Origin of the sequence: Gluconacetobacter tumulicola, from assembly GCF_014174215.1 — a bacterium.
Taxonomy (GTDB): domain Bacteria; phylum Pseudomonadota; class Alphaproteobacteria; order Acetobacterales; family Acetobacteraceae; genus Gluconacetobacter; species Gluconacetobacter tumulicola.
Genome location: NZ_JABEQL010000036.1, coordinates 1 through 19,285, shown reverse-complemented (window position 1 = coordinate 19,285; position 19,285 = coordinate 1). Strand labels below are relative to the sequence as shown.

The 19,285-nt window shown below is 68.6% G+C and carries 16 protein-coding genes; 7 read left to right on the top strand and 9 right to left on the bottom strand.

The window, feature by feature from the left end; genetic code table 11:
• The first annotated feature begins 304 nt into the window (after window positions 1-304).
• Together HLH29_RS17575 and HLH29_RS17570 are read left to right on the top strand one after the other, a co-directional pair.
• Complete coding sequence (locus tag HLH29_RS17575) at window positions 305-1,678, top strand: diguanylate cyclase (protein WP_182968677.1); 1,374 nt, start codon at window positions 305-307, stop codon at window positions 1,676-1,678.
• Between the two features lie 261 nt (window positions 1,679-1,939).
• Entirely contained in the window at window positions 1,940-2,224 is a 285-nt protein-coding gene (locus tag HLH29_RS17570) for a hypothetical protein (protein WP_182968693.1), read from the top strand.
• 157 nt (window positions 2,225-2,381) lie between these two features.
• Here HLH29_RS17570 and HLH29_RS17565 read toward each other — a convergent pair whose 3' ends face one another.
• The 3 genes from HLH29_RS17565 to HLH29_RS17555 all read right to left on the bottom strand — a co-directional run bounded on the left by HLH29_RS17565 (window position 2,382) and on the right by HLH29_RS17555 (window position 6,015).
• A complete protein-coding gene (locus tag HLH29_RS17565; RefSeq protein ID WP_182968676.1) occupies window positions 2,382-3,638 on the bottom strand; it encodes a D-amino acid dehydrogenase in 1,257 nt (418 codons plus the stop codon).
• Complete coding sequence (alr, locus tag HLH29_RS17560) at window positions 3,635-4,795, bottom strand: alanine racemase (protein WP_338030286.1); 1,161 nt, start codon at window positions 4,793-4,795, stop codon at window positions 3,635-3,637. Before alr ends, HLH29_RS17565 begins: the two co-directional genes overlap by 4 nt.
• A gap of 200 nt (window positions 4,796-4,995) precedes the next feature.
• Complete coding sequence (locus HLH29_RS17555; protein WP_182968675.1) at window positions 4,996-6,015, bottom strand: NAD(P)/FAD-dependent oxidoreductase; 1,020 nt, start codon at window positions 6,013-6,015, stop codon at window positions 4,996-4,998.
• A 140-nt stretch (window positions 6,016-6,155) separates the two neighbouring features.
• Between HLH29_RS17555 and tsaE the strand changes: the two genes are divergently transcribed.
• The 5 genes from tsaE to trxA all read left to right on the top strand — a co-directional run bounded on the left by tsaE (window position 6,156) and on the right by trxA (window position 14,332).
• On the top strand, window positions 6,156-6,623 hold the full coding sequence (gene tsaE / locus HLH29_RS17550) for a tRNA (adenosine(37)-N6)-threonylcarbamoyltransferase complex ATPase subunit type 1 TsaE (protein WP_182968674.1): 468 nt from the start codon (window positions 6,156-6,158) through the stop codon (window positions 6,621-6,623).
• Window positions 6,620-7,390 (top strand): nucleotidyltransferase family protein, encoded by a 771-nt coding sequence (locus HLH29_RS17545; protein ID WP_182968673.1) that lies wholly within the window; start codon window positions 6,620-6,622, stop codon window positions 7,388-7,390. The genes tsaE and HLH29_RS17545 overlap by 4 nt, the downstream gene beginning before the upstream one ends.
• A complete protein-coding gene (gene addB / locus HLH29_RS17540; RefSeq protein ID WP_182968672.1) occupies window positions 7,387-10,404 on the top strand; it encodes a double-strand break repair protein AddB in 3,018 nt (1,005 codons plus the stop codon). The genes HLH29_RS17545 and addB overlap by 4 nt, the downstream gene beginning before the upstream one ends.
• Complete coding sequence (addA, locus tag HLH29_RS17535; RefSeq protein WP_182968671.1) at window positions 10,401-13,937, top strand: double-strand break repair helicase AddA; 3,537 nt, start codon at window positions 10,401-10,403, stop codon at window positions 13,935-13,937. Before addB ends, addA begins: the two co-directional genes overlap by 4 nt.
• A 68-nt stretch (window positions 13,938-14,005) precedes the next feature.
• Window positions 14,006-14,332, top strand: a complete 327-nt coding sequence (gene trxA, locus HLH29_RS17530; RefSeq protein WP_182968670.1) for a thioredoxin TrxA — start codon at window positions 14,006-14,008, stop codon at window positions 14,330-14,332.
• 101 nt (window positions 14,333-14,433) lie between these two features.
• On the opposite strand, the gene HLH29_RS17525 is transcribed toward trxA, so the two are convergent.
• The 6 genes from HLH29_RS17525 to HLH29_RS17500 all read right to left on the bottom strand — a co-directional run.
• Window positions 14,434-14,667, bottom strand: a complete 234-nt coding sequence (locus HLH29_RS17525) for a hypothetical protein (protein WP_182968669.1) — start codon at window positions 14,665-14,667, stop codon at window positions 14,434-14,436.
• A 51-nt stretch (window positions 14,668-14,718) separates the two neighbouring features.
• Window positions 14,719-15,558 (bottom strand): hopanoid biosynthesis-associated protein HpnK, encoded by an 840-nt coding sequence (gene hpnK / locus HLH29_RS17520; RefSeq protein ID WP_182968668.1) that lies wholly within the window; start codon window positions 15,556-15,558, stop codon window positions 14,719-14,721.
• 141 nt (window positions 15,559-15,699) lie between these two features.
• Entirely contained in the window at window positions 15,700-17,124 is a 1,425-nt protein-coding gene (gene hpnJ, locus HLH29_RS17515) for a hopanoid biosynthesis associated radical SAM protein HpnJ (protein WP_182968691.1), read from the bottom strand.
• An 87-nt stretch (window positions 17,125-17,211) separates the two neighbouring features.
• Window positions 17,212-18,390, bottom strand: a complete 1,179-nt coding sequence (gene hpnI / locus HLH29_RS17510; RefSeq protein ID WP_182968667.1) for a bacteriohopanetetrol glucosamine biosynthesis glycosyltransferase HpnI — start codon at window positions 18,388-18,390, stop codon at window positions 17,212-17,214.
• A 44-nt stretch (window positions 18,391-18,434) separates the two neighbouring features.
• A complete protein-coding gene (locus HLH29_RS17505; protein ID WP_246374395.1) occupies window positions 18,435-19,091 on the bottom strand; it encodes an ABC transporter substrate-binding protein in 657 nt (218 codons plus the stop codon).
• Between the two features lie 14 nt (window positions 19,092-19,105).
• Window positions 19,106-19,285: hypothetical protein (locus tag HLH29_RS17500; protein WP_182968665.1), on the bottom strand; the 180-nt coding region annotated here is incomplete at its 5' end.

Genomic DNA, 19,285 nt, shown 5'->3' with positions numbered 1-19,285 from the left:
GGGTCGTGGTGGGCCCTGGCGAGCGGATGTTCGCCAGGGCCTGCCATGGCCCTGTTTCGTTTGAGGATCTGCCTGGGAGACCGGGCCCGGCGCCTGTGGGGAGGCCCCGCATCTGTCACCGGGCAATTTGCAGAATGTTAAGAATTCATAATGAATTCACAAAGGGCGTTGTCATCGGGAAGCGGAGCTGATAGCCGCGCCGGAACGTGGCGGGGTGCCGGATGCCCCTTTTCGGCATGATCCTGTTTTTCGATGGCGCAGGCTGTGGCCAGAAGAGAGAGACTTTTCCGCGAAGGGAGCTCATGTGTTTTTCGACGAGAATTTCGTGTCGCTGCCTGTCGAGGAGCAATGGGACTATATCATCGTCCATACGCCGGACCGGGTCAGGCTGGGGCTGAGTGACATCGTCAGCCGGCATGGCGAGACCTGTGTCGTCAATTTCTACGAGGCCCTGCTCAAGCGGCCCGATGCGGCGCTCTTCCTGGAACGCGAGACCGTCGAACGCCGCCTGAGGGGCAGCCTGCTGGCGTGGCTGAAGCGGCTGTTCCCGGCGCGGGAGACGGATATCCAGGAACTGCGCGCGTTGCAGGAGCGGGTCGGGTCGGTCCATGCGCAGCTCGAGATTTCGCCCAATCTGGTATCGTATGGCTTCTATTTCATAAAGATGAGCCTGACGCTGCTGATCGTCGATTATTTCGACACGAAGGAAGAGCAGCTTCAGGCCTGTGTCTATTGTCAGTCCATGGTCGATTTCGCCATGACCTACATGAACAAGGCCTATAACACCGACTTCCGGAAGAAGGTGGAGCAGGACCAGTCCTTCAAGCTGTTCTCGCTGGGGCAGGATCTGCATTTCGAGAAGGAAACCCAGAAGGCGACCTTCTTCGACTGGAGCACCCAGGCGCTGTTCTGTCTGTGCGAGCAGCGCGTGGGAGAATTGCAGACGATCGGGGAATCGCAGTTCGGCCTGTGGCTGGCCCATAAGGGGCAGACGCTGTTCCGGGGTACCGAGGATTTTGCGCTGCTGCGGGACATGATCGGGGCCATCGACCGGCGCATTGCGGCGGTGCGCGCGGAGGATGGGGTGCCGGCCGGTTTCGCGGCCGAGCTGCGGAACGGCATCAGGGATGTCACGTTCCTGACCAATCGGCTGTTCCAGGCGATGGAAGCGCTGCAGAGCGGGCTGGACCCGCTGACCCGGACGCTGACCCGCCATTTCCTGGATGGGGTGATCCAGAACGAGATCGCCTTTTCCCTGACGCACGACAAGGTCTTCAGCATCGTGCTGCTCGATATCGATTTCTTCAAGAAGATCAACGATACCAGGGGGCATCTGGCCGGGGACGAGGCGCTGCGCCATGTCGCCGGCATGATCATGGAGACGGTGCGCGGCAACGATTACGTCTTCCGCTATGGGGGCGAGGAATTCCTGATCGTCCTGACCGAAAGCGCCAGCGCGGAGGCCGCCGCCTGTGCGGAGCGCATCCGGAGCCGGATCGAGAAGAGCGCCATTCCCTGTTCGACGGGAGACACGTTCTCGCTGACGATTTCGGCGGGGATTGCGACCTTTCAGGGCGGGATCAAGATCGGCACGCTGATCGAGCAGGCGGATCGGGCGCTGTACGCGGCCAAGGATGCGGGGCGGAACCGGATCGAAATCTTCTCCCGCGACAGGTGAGGGGACGGGCGGTGGCCCGCCGCCCGCGCAGACGTAATTCGTAACGATTTTCAGTTTGCGATTGCGTTGCAATTAAGGCAATGTGGCGGAGGCTGGACAGTCATTTATGAATTTTAATGCGAGACGAGATCGGGGCGGCGTGCTAGCAATTGCAGGCACGGTCCGTATGCCGCGTTGTATCGTCTGCCTGAAGACGGATGCATCCTCCGGTTACGGTTCCGGGTGTTGATTGGGATGACATCCTGATTCTGGAGACATTCAATGATCGTTTCGACACGTCGGTTCCTGGCCGCTCTTTCGACTGTTGCCCTGATGGGCGCCGCCGTTCCGGCCATGGCGCAGGAAGCACCGACCATGCCGGCGGCTCCGTCCGTCCCGGCGGCACCGTCCACCACCGCCCCGGCGGCCCCCGCAGCCCCGAGCACCCCGGAAGCCGCGCCGGCGACCCCGGCGGCTCCGATGACCTCGAGCGAGGCGCCGAAGACCCACAAGCACAAGCATAAGCACAAGAAGAAGACGACGACGGAAGCCAGCCCCTCCAAGTAATCGGGCGGTTTCATCCCGGCGCGGGCCACGGCCCGGCGGCCGGAAGGGAGCGGGGGTGGCTTGGCTGCCCCCGCTTTTTTTGTGCGCTGTGCGCCGCATGGGACGGAGAGCCTGAGCGGAAACGCGCGCCGGATCATCGCCACCAGCGCGCGTGCGGTCAGGCGGTGTAGCGGCTGATGGAGAGGTCGAGGTGGGGGATGGCGGGGCGGCGGCCGTCGATCAGGTCGGCCAGGAGCTGGCCGGAGCCGCAGGCCATGGTCCAGCCGAGCGTGCCGTGGCCGGTGTTGAGCCATAGATTGCCGAAGCGGCCCGAAGGGCCGATGACCGGCGTGCCGTCGGGGGTGTTGGGGCGCAGGCCGGTCCAGTAGGTGGCGCGGGTGAGATCGCCGCCGCCGAACAGGTCGGAGAAGGAGCGTTCCAGCGTGCGGCGGCGGTCGGGGCTGAGGCGCAGGCTGTAGCCGGTCAGCTCGGCGGTGCCACCGATGCGGATGCGGTCGCCCAGACGGGTGATGGCGACCTTGTAGCTCTCGTCATTGACGGTGGAGGTCGGGGCGCGGGTCTCGTCCGTGAGGGGTACCGTCAGCGAGTAGCCCTTGACCGGGTAGACCGGCAGCCTGATGCCCAGCGGGCGCAGCATCAGCGGCGAATAGCTGCCCAGGGCCAGCACGTAGGCGTCGCCCGTGATGCGGCCGGCGGAGGTGCGGACGCCCATGATCTCGGTGGCGCTGGCGTCCAGCCCCTCGATGCGGGTCTCATATTTGAAGGTGACGCCCAGTTCCTCGGCCTTCTGCGACAGGCGCTGGGTGAACATGTGCGCGTCGCCGGATTCGTCGCCCGGCAGGAACAGGCCGCCCTTCAGCAGGTGGCTGGGATGGGCCAGGCCGGGTTCGCGCGCCACGATCTGCGCTGTGTCGAGCAATTGGTGGGGCACGTTGCTCTCGGTGAGCAGGCGCATGTCGTCGCGTGCGTGGTCGAGCTGGGCCTGGGTGCGGAAGAGCTGGATCAGGCCTTTCTGGCGGTCGTCATAGGTGATGCCGGTTTCCGCGCGCAGTGCGGTCAGGCAGTCGCGGCTATATTCGGCCACCCGCAGCATCCGCGCCTTGTTGATGTCGTAGGCATGGGCGTTGCAGTTGGCCAGGAGCTGCGTCATCCAGCGCAGCATCGGCAGGTCCAGCCGGGCGCGGATCACCAGGGGGCTGTCCTTCTTCAGCATCCAGCCCAGCGCCTTCAGCGGCAGGCCGGGCATGGCCCAGGGGGTGGAATAGCCGGGCGAGACCTGGCCCGCATTGGCGAAGGAGGTTTCCATCGCGGCGGCGGGCTGGCGGTCGATCACCGTAACCTCGTGGCCCTGTCTGGCCAGGTACCAGGCGGTGGTGACGCCGATGACCCCGGCGCCCATGACGATAACCTTCACCTGTTGTCTCCCTGTGGTGATGTGTCCGCGCGATAGACGCGGTGATAGCGTCTGCCCAGGCCGGTCAGCAGTTCGTAGCCGATGGTGCCGGCGGCTTCGGCGGCGTCTTCCAGCGGGTGGTGCGGGCCGATCAGGTCCAATGCCGTGCCGGGCGCAAGCGGGGTGTCGCCCAGGGTGGTGACGTCGACGGCCAGGCAGTCCATGGAGATGCGGCCGACGATCGGCAGTCTGAGGTCCGGCCGTTCCGGCAGGATGGCGTGGCCGTGGCCGCCGATGGCGCGGGGGAAGCCGTCGCCATAGCCTACGCCCAGGGTTGCGATCCGGCTGGGCCGGTCGGCGATGAAGCCCGCGCCGTAGCCCACCGCCGTTCCGGGGCCGATCTGGCGGGTCTGCACGATGCGCGCCTGGAGGCGGACCACCGGTTGCATCGGGTTTGGCTGGCCTGGGGTGGGGTTGATGCCGTACAGCGCGGCGCCGGGGCGCACCATGTCGAAATGCCAGTCCGCGCCGAGGAACAGGCCGGAGGATGCCGCCAGGCTGGCCGGCAGGGCGGGCAGTTGCGCGCGCAGGCGCAGGAAAGTGGTGCGCTGGGCGCGATTGGCGGGATGGGCGGGTTCGTCGGCGCAGGCCAGGTGGCTCATGACCAGAAGGGGGGTGAGGCCGGCCAGTGGGGTGTCTTCGGACAGAAGCGTGGCCACGTCCTCGTCCGACAGGCCGAAGCGGGACATGCCGCTGTCGAGTTGCAGCGCGGCGGGGAGAGGGGTGCCGGCCTGATGGGCCAGGGCGCGCCAGTTTGCGATCTGCTCCAGGCTGTTCAGGACCGGGACCAGCCCGGCCTGCCGCATGGCGGCTTCAGTCCCCGGCATGGGGCCGTTCAGGACGAAGATCGTGCTGTCGGCGCCCAGCAGCGGGCGGATGGCGGCGCCTTCGGCCAGGTGGGCGACGAAGAAGGTCCGGCAGCCGGCGCGGTGCAGCGCCGGGACCACGCGGGCGGCGCCCAGCCCGTAGGCATCGGCCTTGACGGCGGCGGCGCAGGTCACGCCGGGGCCGACACGGTCGCGCAGCCTCCGGTAATTTTCGGCCAGGGCGGCGAGGTCGATGGTCAGGATGCCGCCGGCCGAGGCGGCGGGGTCGTTTGGTTCAGCGTCGACTGGCACGTTTTGGTGGGCTCCCGTCGGGATGGCTGACGATAGACCAATTTTGCCCTGGTGCAATGTGGCGGGGGGAAGATGTTCTTTTTTGCAAAAAAGAACCAAAAAACTCTGATTCGTTCAGGAATTTTGTGCTGGGGACACGCGATGGCCCTGAACGGATCAAAAGTCTTTTTGCTTCTTTTTCTTCAGAAAAAGAAGAACGCTTAACCGGGCACGCCCTTGCTGGTGGAATACTCGAAATGCAGTGCGGTATCGGGCCGCACGATGGGATGGATGGCGTGGGCGGCCATGGCGCCTTCGCTGAAGCCTTGCAGGATCAGTTTCAGCTTGCCGGGATAGGTGGCCACGTCGCCGATGGCGAAGATGCCGGGGAGCGAGGTCTCGCAGCTTGAGGGGACCACCGGGATGGTGCTGCGGATGGAATCGATGCCCCATTGGGCGATCGGGCCGAGATCGGTCGACAGGCCGAAGAAGGGCAGCAGGCGGTCGGCTTCCAGCACGCGGGTGTCGCCGTCGAGGGTTGCGACCTCGACGCCTTCCAGCTTGCCGTCGGTGCCGTGCAGGCCGTGGAGCTGGTAGGGGACGATCTTCTCGATGCGGCCGGCGGCCACGGCTTCGTCGAGCTGGCGCAGGCTTTCCGGCGCGGCGCGGAAACGGTCGCGGCGGTGGACCAGAAAGATCTTCTCGGCTTCGTCCTTGAGGGCCAGGGCCCAGTCGATGGCGGAATCGCCGCCGCCGGCGATGACGATGCGGGTGCCGGTGAAATCGGCGCGGCGGCGGACGTAATATTGCACCGCACCCGTGGCCTCGAACCCTTCCAGCCCAGCCAGGGGCGGGCGGTTGGGGCCGAAGGCGCCGGCGCCGGCGGCGATGATGACGGCGCGGGCGCTGATGACGTCGCCCTTGTCGGTGCGCAGCGTGAAGGCGCCGCGATGGCCGGCCAGGTCCTCCACCCGGCGGCCCAGCAGGCGGGGCACGGCGAAGGGGGCGATCTGGCGGTCCAGGGCCTCGATCAGCGCCGCGCCTTCGATCGCGGGGTGGGCGGGGATGTCGTAGATCGGCTTTTCCGGATAGAGGGCGGCGCACTGGCCGCCGATGCTGTCGAGCGCGTCGAGCAGGACGCAATCCAGCTTCAGCATGCCGCATTCGAACGCCGCGAACAGGCCGGTGGGGCCGGCGCCGATGATGGCGACATCGGTGGAAAGGGTGGGGGCGTCGGTCATGTCGGTTCCGTGATGCTGCACTGCTGAACGATCAGGGGTTCGGTTGTGCGGTCTGTTTTGGCTGAGTGCAAGATGGCGGATGCCGGGGTGGAAAAAACGGGGTCTTGTGCCTCTGCCGAGCCGGCGGGCATCATGAGCGGATGGAACCGCTGACCATCAATCTGCCGAGCCCCGAGGCGACGGGGGACCTGGCGAGGCGGCTGGCCCGTGCCGCGCGGCCGGGCGACGCCATTCTGCTGTCCGGCGTGCTGGGCGCCGGGAAGAGCGTGTTTTCCCGCGCCTTTCTGCGCGCGGCCTGTGGCGATCCGGAGATGGAGGTGCCCAGCCCGACCTTTACGCTGGTGCAGGCTTATGACGCGCCGGTGGCGCCGGTCGCGCATTTCGACCTCTGGCGGCTGGATGGGCCGGGAGGGCTGCACGAGCTGGGCTGGGACGATGCGTGCGAGGGCATCGTGCTGGTGGAATGGCCGGACCGGCTGGGGGCCCTGACGCCGGTGGAGGCGTTGCGGATCGAGCTGCTGGTGACGGGCGAGGAGACGCGCGCGGCACGGATCGCGGGGTGGGAGGATCGGCCGGTGTGGGCGGAACTGGCGGGGAGGGGGGCATGAGCATTCCGATGCCGCAGCGGGCGATGCTGTTCGCCGCCGGGGCCGGCAGCCGGATGCGGCCGCTGACCGAGGACACGGCCAAGCCGCTGCTGGCGGTCGATGGGCGCGCCATTCTGGATCATGTGCTGGACCGGCTGGACAAGGCCGGCGTGGCCGAGGTGGTGGTGAATGTGTGCTGGCAGGCCGGGAAGGTGCGCGAGGCGCTGCGCGTCCGTGCCGAGGCCGGGCTGGGGCCGCGTGTGATTGTGCGAGCCGAGCAGACGCTGCTGGAGAGTGGGGGGAGTGCTGCGGCCGCGTTGCGGGACGGGGCGTTGGGGCCGGAGCCGTTCTTTCTGCTGAATGGCGATTCGCTGTGGCTGAACGGGCCGGTGCCGGCGCTGCGCCGGCTGGCCGCTGCCTTCGATCCGGCGCGGATGGATGCGCTGTTGCTGCTGGCGCGGACCAGCCTGGCGGTGGGGGCGGTCGGGCAGGGGGATTTTGTCTCCGCGCCCGACGGGTTGCTGCGCCGGGCGGTGCGGGGGGCGCTGACGCCCTATGTGTTTGCCGGGGTGCAGTTGGCCACGCCGGCGCTGTTTGCAGAGGCGCCGCCGGGGCCGTTCAGTCTGAACCGGTTGTGGGATGCCGCTATCGCGCGGGGGCGGCTGTTTGGCATCGTGCATGATTCGGTGTGGTGCCATCTGTCTCGGCCGGAGGATCTGGCGGCGGCGACGCGGGCGTTGCGGCTGGCGCGGGAGCCGGATGCGGCTGAACGGGATGCCGCATTGTGAGCGTCATTGCGACCGTTCCGCCGCATGTGCCTTTTCTGGACGAGATTGCGGCCCGCTGGATGGACGGGGTGGGGGGTGATCCGCAGCTTAGCGGTGACGGGCTGATCCTGCTGCCCAGCCGCCGGGCGGCGCGGGCGCTGACCGAGGCGTTTCTGCGCCGGGCCGATGGCAGGCCGCTGCTGCTGCCGCGTATTGCGCCGTTGGGGAGCCTGGACGAGGCGGGGCTGGCGCTGTCGGGGGATATGGCGCTGGATCTGCCGCCTGCCGTGGAGCCGTTGCGGCGGCTGGCGACGCTGGCGCTGCTGATTTTGAAGGCGGGGGATGCGTTCGGGGAAATTCTGTCGCTGGATCAGGCCTGGCCGCTGGCGCGGGCCTTGGCCGAGCTGATGGACGATGCCGAATGGGCGGAGTGCGATCTGGCCGAGACGCTGCCGCTGGCGGCGGATGGGGATTTTGCCGAACATTGGCGGGAGACGCTGCGCTTTCTGTCGATCGTCACCAGCGTGTGGCCGGCGTGGCTGGCCGAGCAGGGGGTGATGAATCCGGTGGCGCGGCAGGTGGCGCTGCTGCGGGCGCAGGCCGAGCGTTGGCATGCCGCGCCGGATGCGGAAACCCGTTTATGGGCCGTTGGTTTTACCGATGCGGTGCCTGCCGTGCGCGCGGTGCTGGATGCCGTGCTGGGCCGGGCGGGTGGGCGGCTGGTGCTGCCCTGGGTGGATCTGTCGCTGGATGAGGAGATCTGGGCGGCGCTGCCGGATGGGCATCCGCAGGCGGGGTTGGCGCGGCTGCTGACCGGGCTGGGGCGGGTGCGCGCCGATCTGGCGGTGTGGGATGGCGGGGCGGATGGGCCGGCTTCCTGCCCGGCCGGGCGGGGTGGGGTGCTGGCGCGGGCTTTGCTGCCGGCGGCGGTGCTGGGCGACTGGCTGCGCGATGAGGGCGTGGTGGCGGTGGATGGGTTGTCGGTGCTGCGTGCCGCCGATCAGCAGGAGGAAGCGGCTGCCATTGCGCTGGTGTTGCGGCAGGCGATCGTGACGCCGGGGCGTCGGGCGGCGCTGGTGACGCCCGACCGGGGGTTGGCCGGGCGGGTGGCGGTGGAGCTGGCGCGCTGGGGCGTGGTGGCGGATGACAGTGCGGGCGAGCCGTTGCATGCCACGCCGCCGGCGGTGTTTCTGCGTCTGCTGGCGCGGGCGGCTGCCGGCGGGTTGTCGCCGGTGGCGTTGCTGTCGCTGTTGAAGCATCCGCTAGCGGCTTGTGGGTTGGCACCGGGCGCGTGTCGTGCCTCGGCGCGGTTGTTGGAGCGGGTGTTGCTGCGGGGGCCGGCGCCTCGGCCGGGATTTGAGGGGCTGCGCGACCGGTTGGCGGCGGCGCGGGACGATGCGCATGGGGCGCTGGCGGATCGGCCGGATGCGCCGGAGGATCTGGCCGGGTTTGTCGATCGGCTGGAGCGGTGTCTGGGGCCGGTGCTGGGGCTGTGGTCGGCGGAGGCTCGGCCGGTCGTGGACCTGCTGAGCGGGTTGATCGAGGCGGCGGAGGCGCTGGCTGCGACCGACGAGGCGTCGGGGGGCGACCGGTTGTGGGCGGGGGAGGACGGGAATGCGCTGGGCCAGCATCTGGCGGGGCTGGTGGCGTTCTGTGACGTGTTGCCGGCGCAGCCGGGGCGGGTGCTGGAAGGGTTGCTGACGGCGTCGATGGGCGGGTTGTCCGTGCGCTCGCGGCGTGGGTTGCGGGGGCGGAGCGAGAGTGCGCTGCATCCGCGCATCTTTATCTGGGGCCTGATGGAGGCCCGGTTGCAGTCGGTCGAGACCATGGTGCTGGGCGGGTTGGTGGAGAGCGTGTGGCCGCCGGCCACCGATCCGGGCCCGTGGATGAGCCGGCCGATGCGGGCGCGGGTGGGGTTGCCCTCGCCGGAGCGGGCGATCGGGCAGGCGGCGCATGATTTCGTGGCCAGTGCCTGTTCGGCGGGGGAGGTCGTGCTGTCCGTGCCCGGTCGGCGGGATGGGGCGCCGACCGTGCCGGCGCGGTGGCTGGTGCGGCTGGATGCGTTCCTGGCCGGGCGGGGGCAGGCGGTGCCGGCGCATGAGGCGCTGTCGTGGCTGGCACGGCTGGACCGGCCGGCGGAGGCGCCGCGGCCGGTGGCGCCGCCGCGGCCCTGTCCGCCGGTGGATCTGCGGCCGCGCAATCTGACGATTACCGAGATCGAGACCTGGATGCGCGATCCGTATGCGATTCATGCGCGGCATATTCTGGGGTTGCGCCGGTTGAAGGAGATCGAGGAGCCGGCGGATGCGGCCGATTACGGCACCATCGTGCATGCGGCCCTGGATCGGTGGTTTCGCCTGTCGCCGGAGATGCGGGGCGGTGAGGCGGGCTTGCGTGGGCTGTTTGCCGAGGCGCTGGCGGAAGCGCGGTTGCGGCCGGCGCTGGCGGCGTGGTGGGCGCCGCGCCTGGAGCGGATCGCGGCGTGGGTGGTGGCGACCGAGGCTGCGCGGGCGGCGGGTGATGGCGCGCCGATCATGCTGACGCGGACCGAGCAGAGCGGCAAGGCGACGCTGAATGACCTGCCGGGCGGGCCGTTCCTGCTGCGGGGGCGGGCGGACCGGATCGACCGGGATGTGGCGGGGGCATTGCTGCTGATCGACTACAAGACCGGGACGCTGCCGAACCGCAAGACGGTGCTGGCCGGCTGGTCGTCGCAACTGGTGCTGGAGGCGGCGATGGCCGAGCGGGGGGCGTTCGGGCCCGAGCTGGCGGGGCCGGCGCGCGAGCTGGCCTATTGGCGGCTGACCGGAGGGCCGGAGGCCGGGCAGATCCTGCCTTTGGCGGAAGGGGATGCGCTGGCGGAGCTGATCGCGGCGGCGTGGGAGAGCCTGCGCGGGTTGATTGCGATGTATGACGATCCGGGCCAGCCTTATCTGTCGCATCCGCATCCGGGGGAGAGCCCGCGTTTTGCCGATTATGCGCGGTTGGCGCGGGTGGCGGAATGGAGTGCGGCGCGTGATGAGGCGGCGCCATGAATCTGACCCCTCGGGATGCCATCGGGCTGGCCAATGCGCGGCAGGCGGAGGCTTCTGACCCTGAAGCCTCGGTCTTCGTCTCGGCTTCGGCGGGGAGTGGCAAGACCAAGCTGCTGATCGACCGGTTGTTGCGGCTGATGTTGCCGCGTCTGGGGCCCGATGGGGTGACGCTGGCCGGGTCGGACCCGGCGCGGATTCAGTGCCTGACCTTTACCAAGGCGGCGGCGGCGGAAATGGCGATCCGGTTGCAGAACCGGCTGGGGCGGTGGGTGACGCTGTCCGATGCGGCGCTGGACCGCGAACTGGCGGCGCTGTCGGTGCCGCCGGGTGAGGGGGCGCGGCGGGCGGCGCGGGAATTGTTCGCCCGCGTGCTGGATCTGCCGGGGGGGATGCGGATCGGCACCATCCATGCCTTCTGCCAGTCTCTGTTGCGCCGTTTTCCGGTCGAGGCGGCGATCAGCCCGCATTTCACGCTGGTCGAGGATACGGATGCCCGTATTGCGCTGGGCGAGGCGGTGGAAGGCGTGGTCGGCGCGGGTGGGGATGCGGTGACGCTGCTGGCCGGGCAGGTGATGGTCGGGGCCTTTGCGGCGCTGGTGGGCAGCTTGCAGACCCAGATGCGGCGGTTGCGGCCGGTGGTCGACCGGCTTTCGGTGGATCGGGCCGGGGTCGAGGCCGCGCTGATGCGTGTGCTGGGGGTGCGGGGCCGGGATGAGGCGGCGCTGCGCCATGCGGGCTGCGTGCCGCCGGATGAGGCGGGGCTGCGCGGTGTGTTGCGCGTGGTGTCGGAAGAGGGGCCGCCCGGTGCGCGGCGGACGGCGGCCGCCATGCTCGACTGGCTGGCGTTGCCGCCGGAGGAACGGGCGGCGCGGTGGGGCGTGTGGCGCGCGGCGCTGGTGACCAGCGAGAATGCGCCGCGTAAACGTGGCGGGCTGAGCGCGAAATTCGATGCCGAGCATGAGGGTGTGTGTGACGCGCTGGTGGCCGAGGCCGAGCGGGTGATTGCCGTGGATGAGGAATGCCGGGCGATTGCCCTGCTGCGGGCGACCATGGCGCTGCTGGATGTCGCGGTGCCGGTGCTGCTGCGGTACGGCGACCGCAAGCGCGGGCAGGGGCTGGTCGATTATGACGATCTGATCGAGCGCACGCTGGATCTTTTGAAAGATCCTGGTGCGGCCTGGGTGTTGTACAAGCTGGATGGCGGTATCGATCATCTGCTGCTGGATGAGGTGCAGGATACCTCGCCCGATCAGTGGGCGATCGCGGGTGGGCTGACGTCGGAGTTCTTTGCCGGGGCGGGTGCGCGGGAGCCGGATGCGGCGCCGCGCACCTTGTTCGCGGTGGGGGATTACAAGCAGTCGATCTATTCGTTCCAGGGGGCCGATCCTGAGGCTTTTCGCCTGTGGCGGGCACGGTTTCGCCGGCGGGTGGAGGAGGCGGGGAGTCCGTGGAAGGAGCCGGCGCTGACGGTTTCGTTCCGCTCCACCGCGCCGGTGTTGAATCTGGTCGATGCGGTCTTTGCCTTGCCCGATGCGGCGCGGGGGCTGGTCGAGCCCGGTGGCGAGGTGCCGGTGCATCTGTCCGCGCGGCCGGGGCAGGGTGGGCGGGTCGAATTGTGGCCGCTGACGCCGGTGGAGGATGATGGGGGGGCGCCCGATCCCTGGCGGGCGCCGCGCGAGAATGCGGGCCAGTCCACGGCCGCGCAGCGGTTGGCCGATACGCTGGCGGCATGGATCGTCGCCGAGCTGCGCAGGCCGCCCGAGCCGGGGCAGGTGCCGCTGACGCCGGGGGATGTGCTGGTGCTGGTGCCCCGGCGCTCGGCGTTTGTGCGGGCGCTGATCCGGGCGTTGAAGACGCATGACGTGCCGGTGGCGACCCTGGTGCGGACCGGGCTGGTGGACCAGGTGGCGGTGCAGGATCTGATGGCGCTGTGCGATGCGCTGCTGCTGCCGCAGGATGATCTGACGCTGGCCTGCGTGCTGACCTCGCCGCTGGGCGGGGTGTCGGATGACAGTCTGCTGGCGTTGGCGGCCGGGCGGGGGGAGAGGCCGCTGTGGGCGGCGCTGCGGGATCGGCAGGCAGAGCGGCCGGAGTGGCAGGCGGCGTGGACGATGCTGGGGACGCTGTTCCGCCGGGTGGATTATGCCTCGCCCTATGGGTTGCTGTCCGAGGCGCTGGGGCCGTTGGGGGGGCGGGCGCGGCTGCTGGCGCGGCTGGGGCCGGAGGCGGCCGAGCCGGTGGATGAGCTGCTGTCGGCCGCGTTGCGCTATGAATCGCTGCATCCGGCGTCGCTTCAGGGGTTTCTGCACTGGCTGCGGGCGTCGCAGGAGAGTGTGAAGCGCGAGCCCGATGCGGCGGCCGACATGGTGCGGGTGATGACTGCCCATGGCGCCAAGGGTTTGCAGGCGCGGCTGGTGATCCTGCCCGATACAGTGGGGGCCGCGAAATTCGATGGCGGCATTGTCTGGGGGCGGGACGAGAAGTCGGGGCTGGAATTGCCGGTGTGGGTGCCGCGCGTCGATATGGGCGTGGGTGTGACCGGTGAATTGCAGCGCACGATCCGCGAGGCGGCGGCGGAGGAATATCATCGGCTGCTGTATGTGGCGCTGACGCGGGCCAGCGACCGGCTGGTGGTGTGTGGCTGGCAGCAGAAGCGCAACGTGGCCGAGGATTGCTGGTACAGCCTCTGCCGGCAGGGGTTCGAGCAGGCGGGGGCGGAGGAACGGCCCTTCGACCTGGGATGGGAGGGCACGCGGCTGGTGCTGGAGGCGCCGGCTGCCGCGCCTTCGACGGAGGTGCGCGTGCCGCGTGCCGAGGCGGTGCCGGCGCCCTTGCCGGGGTGGATGGGGCGGGCGCCCGATTGGGTGGCGACGGCGCCGCCCGTGGAAGCGGCGCTGCTGCGGCCGCTGGTGCCCAGCCGGCCGGACGATGCGCCGCTGGGGCCGCAGCCGGCCGTGCGCTCGCCGCTGGCCATTGCGCAGGCCCGGCGGCCGGCTGCGCGGGAGCAGGCGTTGCGGCGGGGTGAGATCGTGCATGCGCTGCTGCAATATCTGCCCGATCATCCGCCCGCGCGGCGGCGGGATGTGGCGCTGGCGTGGCTGGCGCGGCCGGGCAATGGGCTGGATGAGGCGGAACAGGCGCGGATTGCCGGGCAGGTGCTGGCGGTGATGGACGAGCCGGCGCTGGCCCCCCTGTTCGGGCCCGGCAGCCGGGCGGAGCAGCCGGTGGCCGGTGTGGCGGGGGGCAGCGTGATCGTGGGGCAGGTGGACCGGATGGTGGTGTGCCCCGACGCGGTGCTGCTATGCGATTTCAAGACCAACCGCCTGCCGCCGAAGGATGTGGAATCGACATCGGTGCTGTATCTGCGCCAGATGGCGTCGTACCGGGCGCTGATGGCTGCCCTCTATCCTGATCGGCCGGTTCGATGCACCCTTGTCTGGACCGAGGAGGTCCGGGTCATGGCGTTGCCCGATTCGCTGCTGGCGCGGCATGCGCCGGGCGCGGTAGCGGATGGGCAGGCGGACGGACCATAGCTTGAATCCCGGTGGTCCGGCGCTATGTGCAGGCAGAGGGCCGCCAACGAAGCCCGAGGAGTGATGTGATGAGTGAAAACACCGTGGCCGTCAGCGACGCCACTTTCGAAAGCGATGTCCTGAAGGCCGAAGGCGCCGTTCTGGTCGATTTTTGGGCCGAATGGTGCGGCCCGTGCAAGATGATCGCCCCCGCGCTGGAAGAGATCGGTGCCGAGTTCAAGGGCAAGCTGAAGGTTGCGAAGGTGAATATCGACGATAACCCGAGCACGCCCAACGCCTATGCCGTGCGCGGCATTCCGACGCTGATCCTGTTCAAGGACGGCAAGCCGGCGGCCACCAAGGTCGGTGCGCTGCCGAAGAGCCAGCTCAAGGAATGGGTCAAGAGCAGCCTCTGAGGCTTTGACCGGCGGGGAGATTGGGGCTCTGCCCCAAACCCCGCCAAAGGCCGGGGGCCTTTGGAAACCGATTCGTTATTCTTTTGCCTGTGGGCGTGTGGTTACCAGGGGGCGCGGCCTGTGTTCTGGGCGCGGCGATAGCCGACGAGGACGACCACGACGACGATCGCGATCATGATCGGCAGGGGAACGTGGCGCATGATCCGGTAGAGGGTCGAATAGAGCATCGCGTTGTACATCGTGTGGACGATGCGGCCGGCGAACACATGGGACGCGACATGGCCGGCATAGCTCGACGCATGAAAGAGCGTATTTGCGGCGGAATGAAAGCGCATCGTCATCTCCCTGGCGGGAGACATCATAGCATGAATGCGTGATTGCCTGCCTCAGGCGGACCAGCTTGTGGGAATGGCGCGGCAATGGGCCAGCCCGGCGCGGAAGCCGGGGCTGCACAGGGCGGCCAGTTCGCCCTGGTGGTCGTAGGTCGGCATCAGCCGTTCCAGCAGGGCGTTCCTGGCCGTGGCCGGGTGGAAATAGATCTCCGACAGGCCTTCGGGCAGATGGGCGGCCAGGGCGGCGACGCGGTCGGCGGTCATGTGGCCGCTCCAGGCGATGCCGAAGCACCAGTCGTTGGTGCGCAGGCCGGCCTTGCGGGCCTGGTGGCGCAGTACGTTTGTCCAGCGGCGCAGGGCGGCCGAGCCCAGCGAATCGTTGTAGGTGCCGGCGGCGATCAGCGGTTCGGGCGGTTCCAGGGGGACGCGGACGGCCTGGAGGCCGTGGCGGAGGCCGCTTTCGATCAGGTATTTGCCCACCGTGGGGTGGAGGTGCATGTGCTTGTGGGCGTTGGCGTGGTCCAGGCGCAGGCCGGTGCGGGCGAAGGCGGCGAACTGGGCCTCGATTTCCGCCGCCAGTTGCAGGCGGACGTCGGGGCGGAAGAAATAGCGGATGCCGAGATCGAGCTGGTCGGAGGGGAACTGGCCTTCCGCATTCACCAGCAGGGGGATTTCGGAGGGGGGGAGGACCGCCGGCCCTTCGATGACCACCAGGTGCAGGCCGACATTGAGGCCGGGCAGGCGGCGGGCCCGCGCGATGGCGTCCTCCGCCGCCGGACCGGCCACCATCAGGCTGGCGGTGGAGAGCAGCCCGTCGCGATGGGCGATCTCGATGGCTTCGTTGGCTTCCTCCGACAGACCGAAATCGTCGGCGGAGATGATCACGTGCTTCATGGTGTGACCCGGGAGGCGCTTTGAGATTGAAGCAGAGCCAGGGCGCTGCCCTGGACCCGGCAGGGCCTGAGGCCCTGCACCCCACGAATGGGTTTCCAAAGGGCGACTGCCCTTTGGTGGGTCAAGGGCAAAGCCCTTGGATCACGCGGCGCGGCGATCCTTGAGGAACTGGAAGAACTCGACGCCTTCGCGCAGGCGGCGCTTCATCATCTGCGGGCTGCGCACCATCTCGTTGACGATGGAGGCGATCTTCGGGACGCGGAAATAGAATTTCCGGTAGAATTCCTCGACGCCGTTGAAGATTTCGCTGTGCGACAGGTGGGGATAGTGCAGCGGGGCCATCTGCACGCCGTTTTCGTCGATCAGCTCGGCGTTGCTCTCGTCCAGCCAGCCATTCTCGGTGGCCTGCTTGTGCAGGAAGGTGCCGGGATAGGGGGCGGCGAGGGAGACCTGGAGCGTGTGGGGGTTGATCTCGGTGGCGAAGCGGATCGTCTCCTGGATCGTCTCCCTGGTCTCGCCGGGCAGGCCGAGGATGAAGGTGCCGTGGATCTTGATGCCCAGCTCGTGGCAGTTCCTGGTGAACTCGCGCGCGGTTTCGACGCGCATGCCCTTCTTGATGTTGTGCAGGATCTGCTGGTTGCCGCTTTCATAGCCGACCAGCAGCAGGCGCAGGCCGTTGGCCTTGAGCACTTCCAGCGTCTTGCGCGGCACGTTGGCCTTGGCGTTGCACGACCAGGTGACGCCCAGCTTGCCCAGTTCCTTGGCGATGGCTTCGGCGCGGGGCAGGTCGTCGGTGAAGGTGTCGTCGTCGAAGAAGAATTCCTTCACCTGCGGGAAATACTGCTTCGCCAGCCGGATTTCGGCCGCCACGTGCTCGGGGCTGCGGGTGCGGTAGTGATGGCCGCCGACCGTCTGCGGCCACAGGCAGAAGGTGCAGCGCGATTTGCAGCCGCGGCCGGTGTAGATCGAGATATACGGGTGCATCAGGTACCCGATGAAATAATCCTCGATCTTGAGGTCGCGCTTGTAGACCTCGGTCACGAACGGCAGGCTGTCCATGTTCTCGATGATCGCGCGGTCGCGGTTATGGACGATCTCGCCGGCTTCGTTGCGCCAGGAGATGCCGTCGACCTCGGCGAAGAGGCGGCCTTCGGCGATTTCCTTGATCGTGAAATCGAACTCGTTGCGGGCGACGAAATCGACGGGAGGGGCCTTCAGCAGGCTTTCTTCCGCCTGGACCGCGACCTTGGCGCCGACCATGCCGATCTTGAGCTTGGGATTCTCGTCCTTGAGCATCTGCGCCACCTTCACGTCCGAGGCGAAGGACGGGGTGGAGGTGTGCATGATGACCAGGTCGCGATTGCGCACGTCCTCGAGGATCGGCTCCATGCCCATCCGTGCCGGGGGGGCGTCGATCAGGCGGCTGCCTTCGACCAGGGCGGCGGGCTGGGCCAGCCAGGTCGGATACCAGAACGACCGGATCTCGCGCTTTGCCTGGTAGCGGGAGCCGGCGCCGCCGTCGAACCCGTCGAAGGAGGGGGGCTGCAGGAACAAGGTTCTCAACATGGTCATGGTACGCTGATCCTCGGACGTGGGGAGAGTGGGCCCGGCACGGCCGTTTCCCGGTCTGTCTGTTGATGTCGTGGCGGGCGGTTATTCGCCCGGCACGATCGGATGGGTAGGTGGCGCTATAGCCGAATGTGGTGTGATATGCATCGTCTGTCCACGCCAGGCAACGCGTGTGCCGCTGACGCTGCCCACCATGATGGCGGCGGACAGCCAGTCGCGTGCCGGGAGCAGCAGCAGCGGAAGAAGGCTGCGCTGGGCCAGCAGCCGGTCGGTGAAGAAGGCGCAGACCGCCCGGACAGCCCAGACGGTGAGGAAGACCCACCATGTCCATTGCGCATGGGGACAGAGCAGGACGCTGACCCCGGCCCAGAAGAGTGGGAGCTGGATGGCTGAGGCGGCATAGCCCGCCGGTTCCAGCGTCTTGACGGTGCGGCCCCAGCGCAGTTCGTGCGTCAGCACGTCGCCGAAGCCGGCCTCGCCCACCGTGGTCCAGGTCATGCACGGCGCGATGGCGATATGCAGCCCGCGCTCGCGCACCAGGCGGCCCAGCACGGCGTCGTCGGCGACATGGGGCACCAGGGCCTGCAGCCCGCCGACGGCGTCCAGCGTCTCGCGCCGCAGGGCCATGGTGGCGCCCAGGCAATCCTGCCGGCCCAGATAGCGCGACAGCATGACGCCGGGCAGGAAATTATGGTTGATCTGGCAGGCGGCCAGCAGGCGGGGCAGGCTGTGCGAGGCCGGCAGGCCCGCATAGAGCGTGGTGGCCAGCCCCACGCCGGGCTGCGCCAGCGCGTGGACGACGTGGCGCAGATAGTCCGGCGCCACATGGATGTCCGAATCGGAGATGACCAGCAGATCGTGCCGCGCCCGGGGCAGCATGTTGATCAGGTTGCCGATCTTGCGGTTGACCCCGTGCATGGTCGGATCGACCACCAGGTCGATGTCCAGCGTGGGGTGGCGCTGGCGCAGGCGGCGGACGATCGCGATGGCCGGATCGCCGGCATCCTGGACGCCGAAGACGATCTGGAAATGCGGGTAATCCTGGGTGCAGAAGCTTTCCAGCGCCTCTTCCAGCAGCGGCTCGTCGCCGTGCAGGGGCTTGAGGATCGTGACGGGCGGGGGCGAGCCGCCCGGGGGCACCCGTTCCTCGCGCCAGCGGAAGCGCGCCAGCAGCCCGGTGCCGAGCCCCGCCTGCACGCAGCCGGCCGCCGCGAGCAGGGCGGCGACACTGGCGGGAGAGGCAAGGGCGTGCAAGGCAGACATCAGCGTTCCGGCAAGGGGGGCGGCGTGGTCGGGCGGGGCGAGGATCAGTCCTCGGAGAACGCCCGGACCTTTTTCTGTAGCAGGGCGATGAGGTTCTGGACATTCCCAGATGAAAGCGTCGCGCTGAAATCGGACCGTTGGGCCGCGACCTGGCTGATATGCGCGTTCAGCAGCACGTCCACGATCCGCCAGCCCTGCGGGCCGGAGCGCATGACGTAATCGATTTCGGTGCCCTCCGCATCCTCGGCCGAGCCGATATGGGTGGTCACGATCTGGTCGCTGCCGACCGGGGAGGGGCGGGGCGTCGGATCGATGGTGAAGCGCGCGTCGCCGCCCGGCTTGAAGCTGGAGACGTAGCGGGCCACCGTGAACTGGCGGAACACATCGCGAAGCTGCTGCTTGTCGGCATCGCTGAAGCCGGCATAGCGCAGGCCCACCGAGGCGCGCAGCACGGTTTCGAGGTCATAGACCCTGTCCACCACCGGGCCCAGAACCTGCGTCCGCTGCGCGAAGCTGCCGCTGTTGCGGGCCTGGACCTGGCCCAGGCCGGCATAGAGCGCGCTGACGGGCCCCGTGATGGCTGCCGCCGGGGCCGACTGGGCCAGCGCCGGGGGCGCGGACAGCAGCGGGAGGGCCACCGGGGCGGCCGCGAGGGCGGTGCCGAGCGCGAGGGAGAAGGCCAGGGAACGGGGAAGGGTCATACGTCGTATAACAATCATGCTTTCGGTCCGATCGTCGCCTTTAGCAGGGGTTGGGTGCTCTGTTCGAGCCCCAATGCGTGCAGGGCGGTGGCTGCGATGGCGGTGGCGTCGAGCCCGGCCTCGCGATACTGGGCGTCCTGGGTGTTGTGGTCGATGAAGCGATCCGGCAGCGTCATCGGGCGGAAGCGGACGCT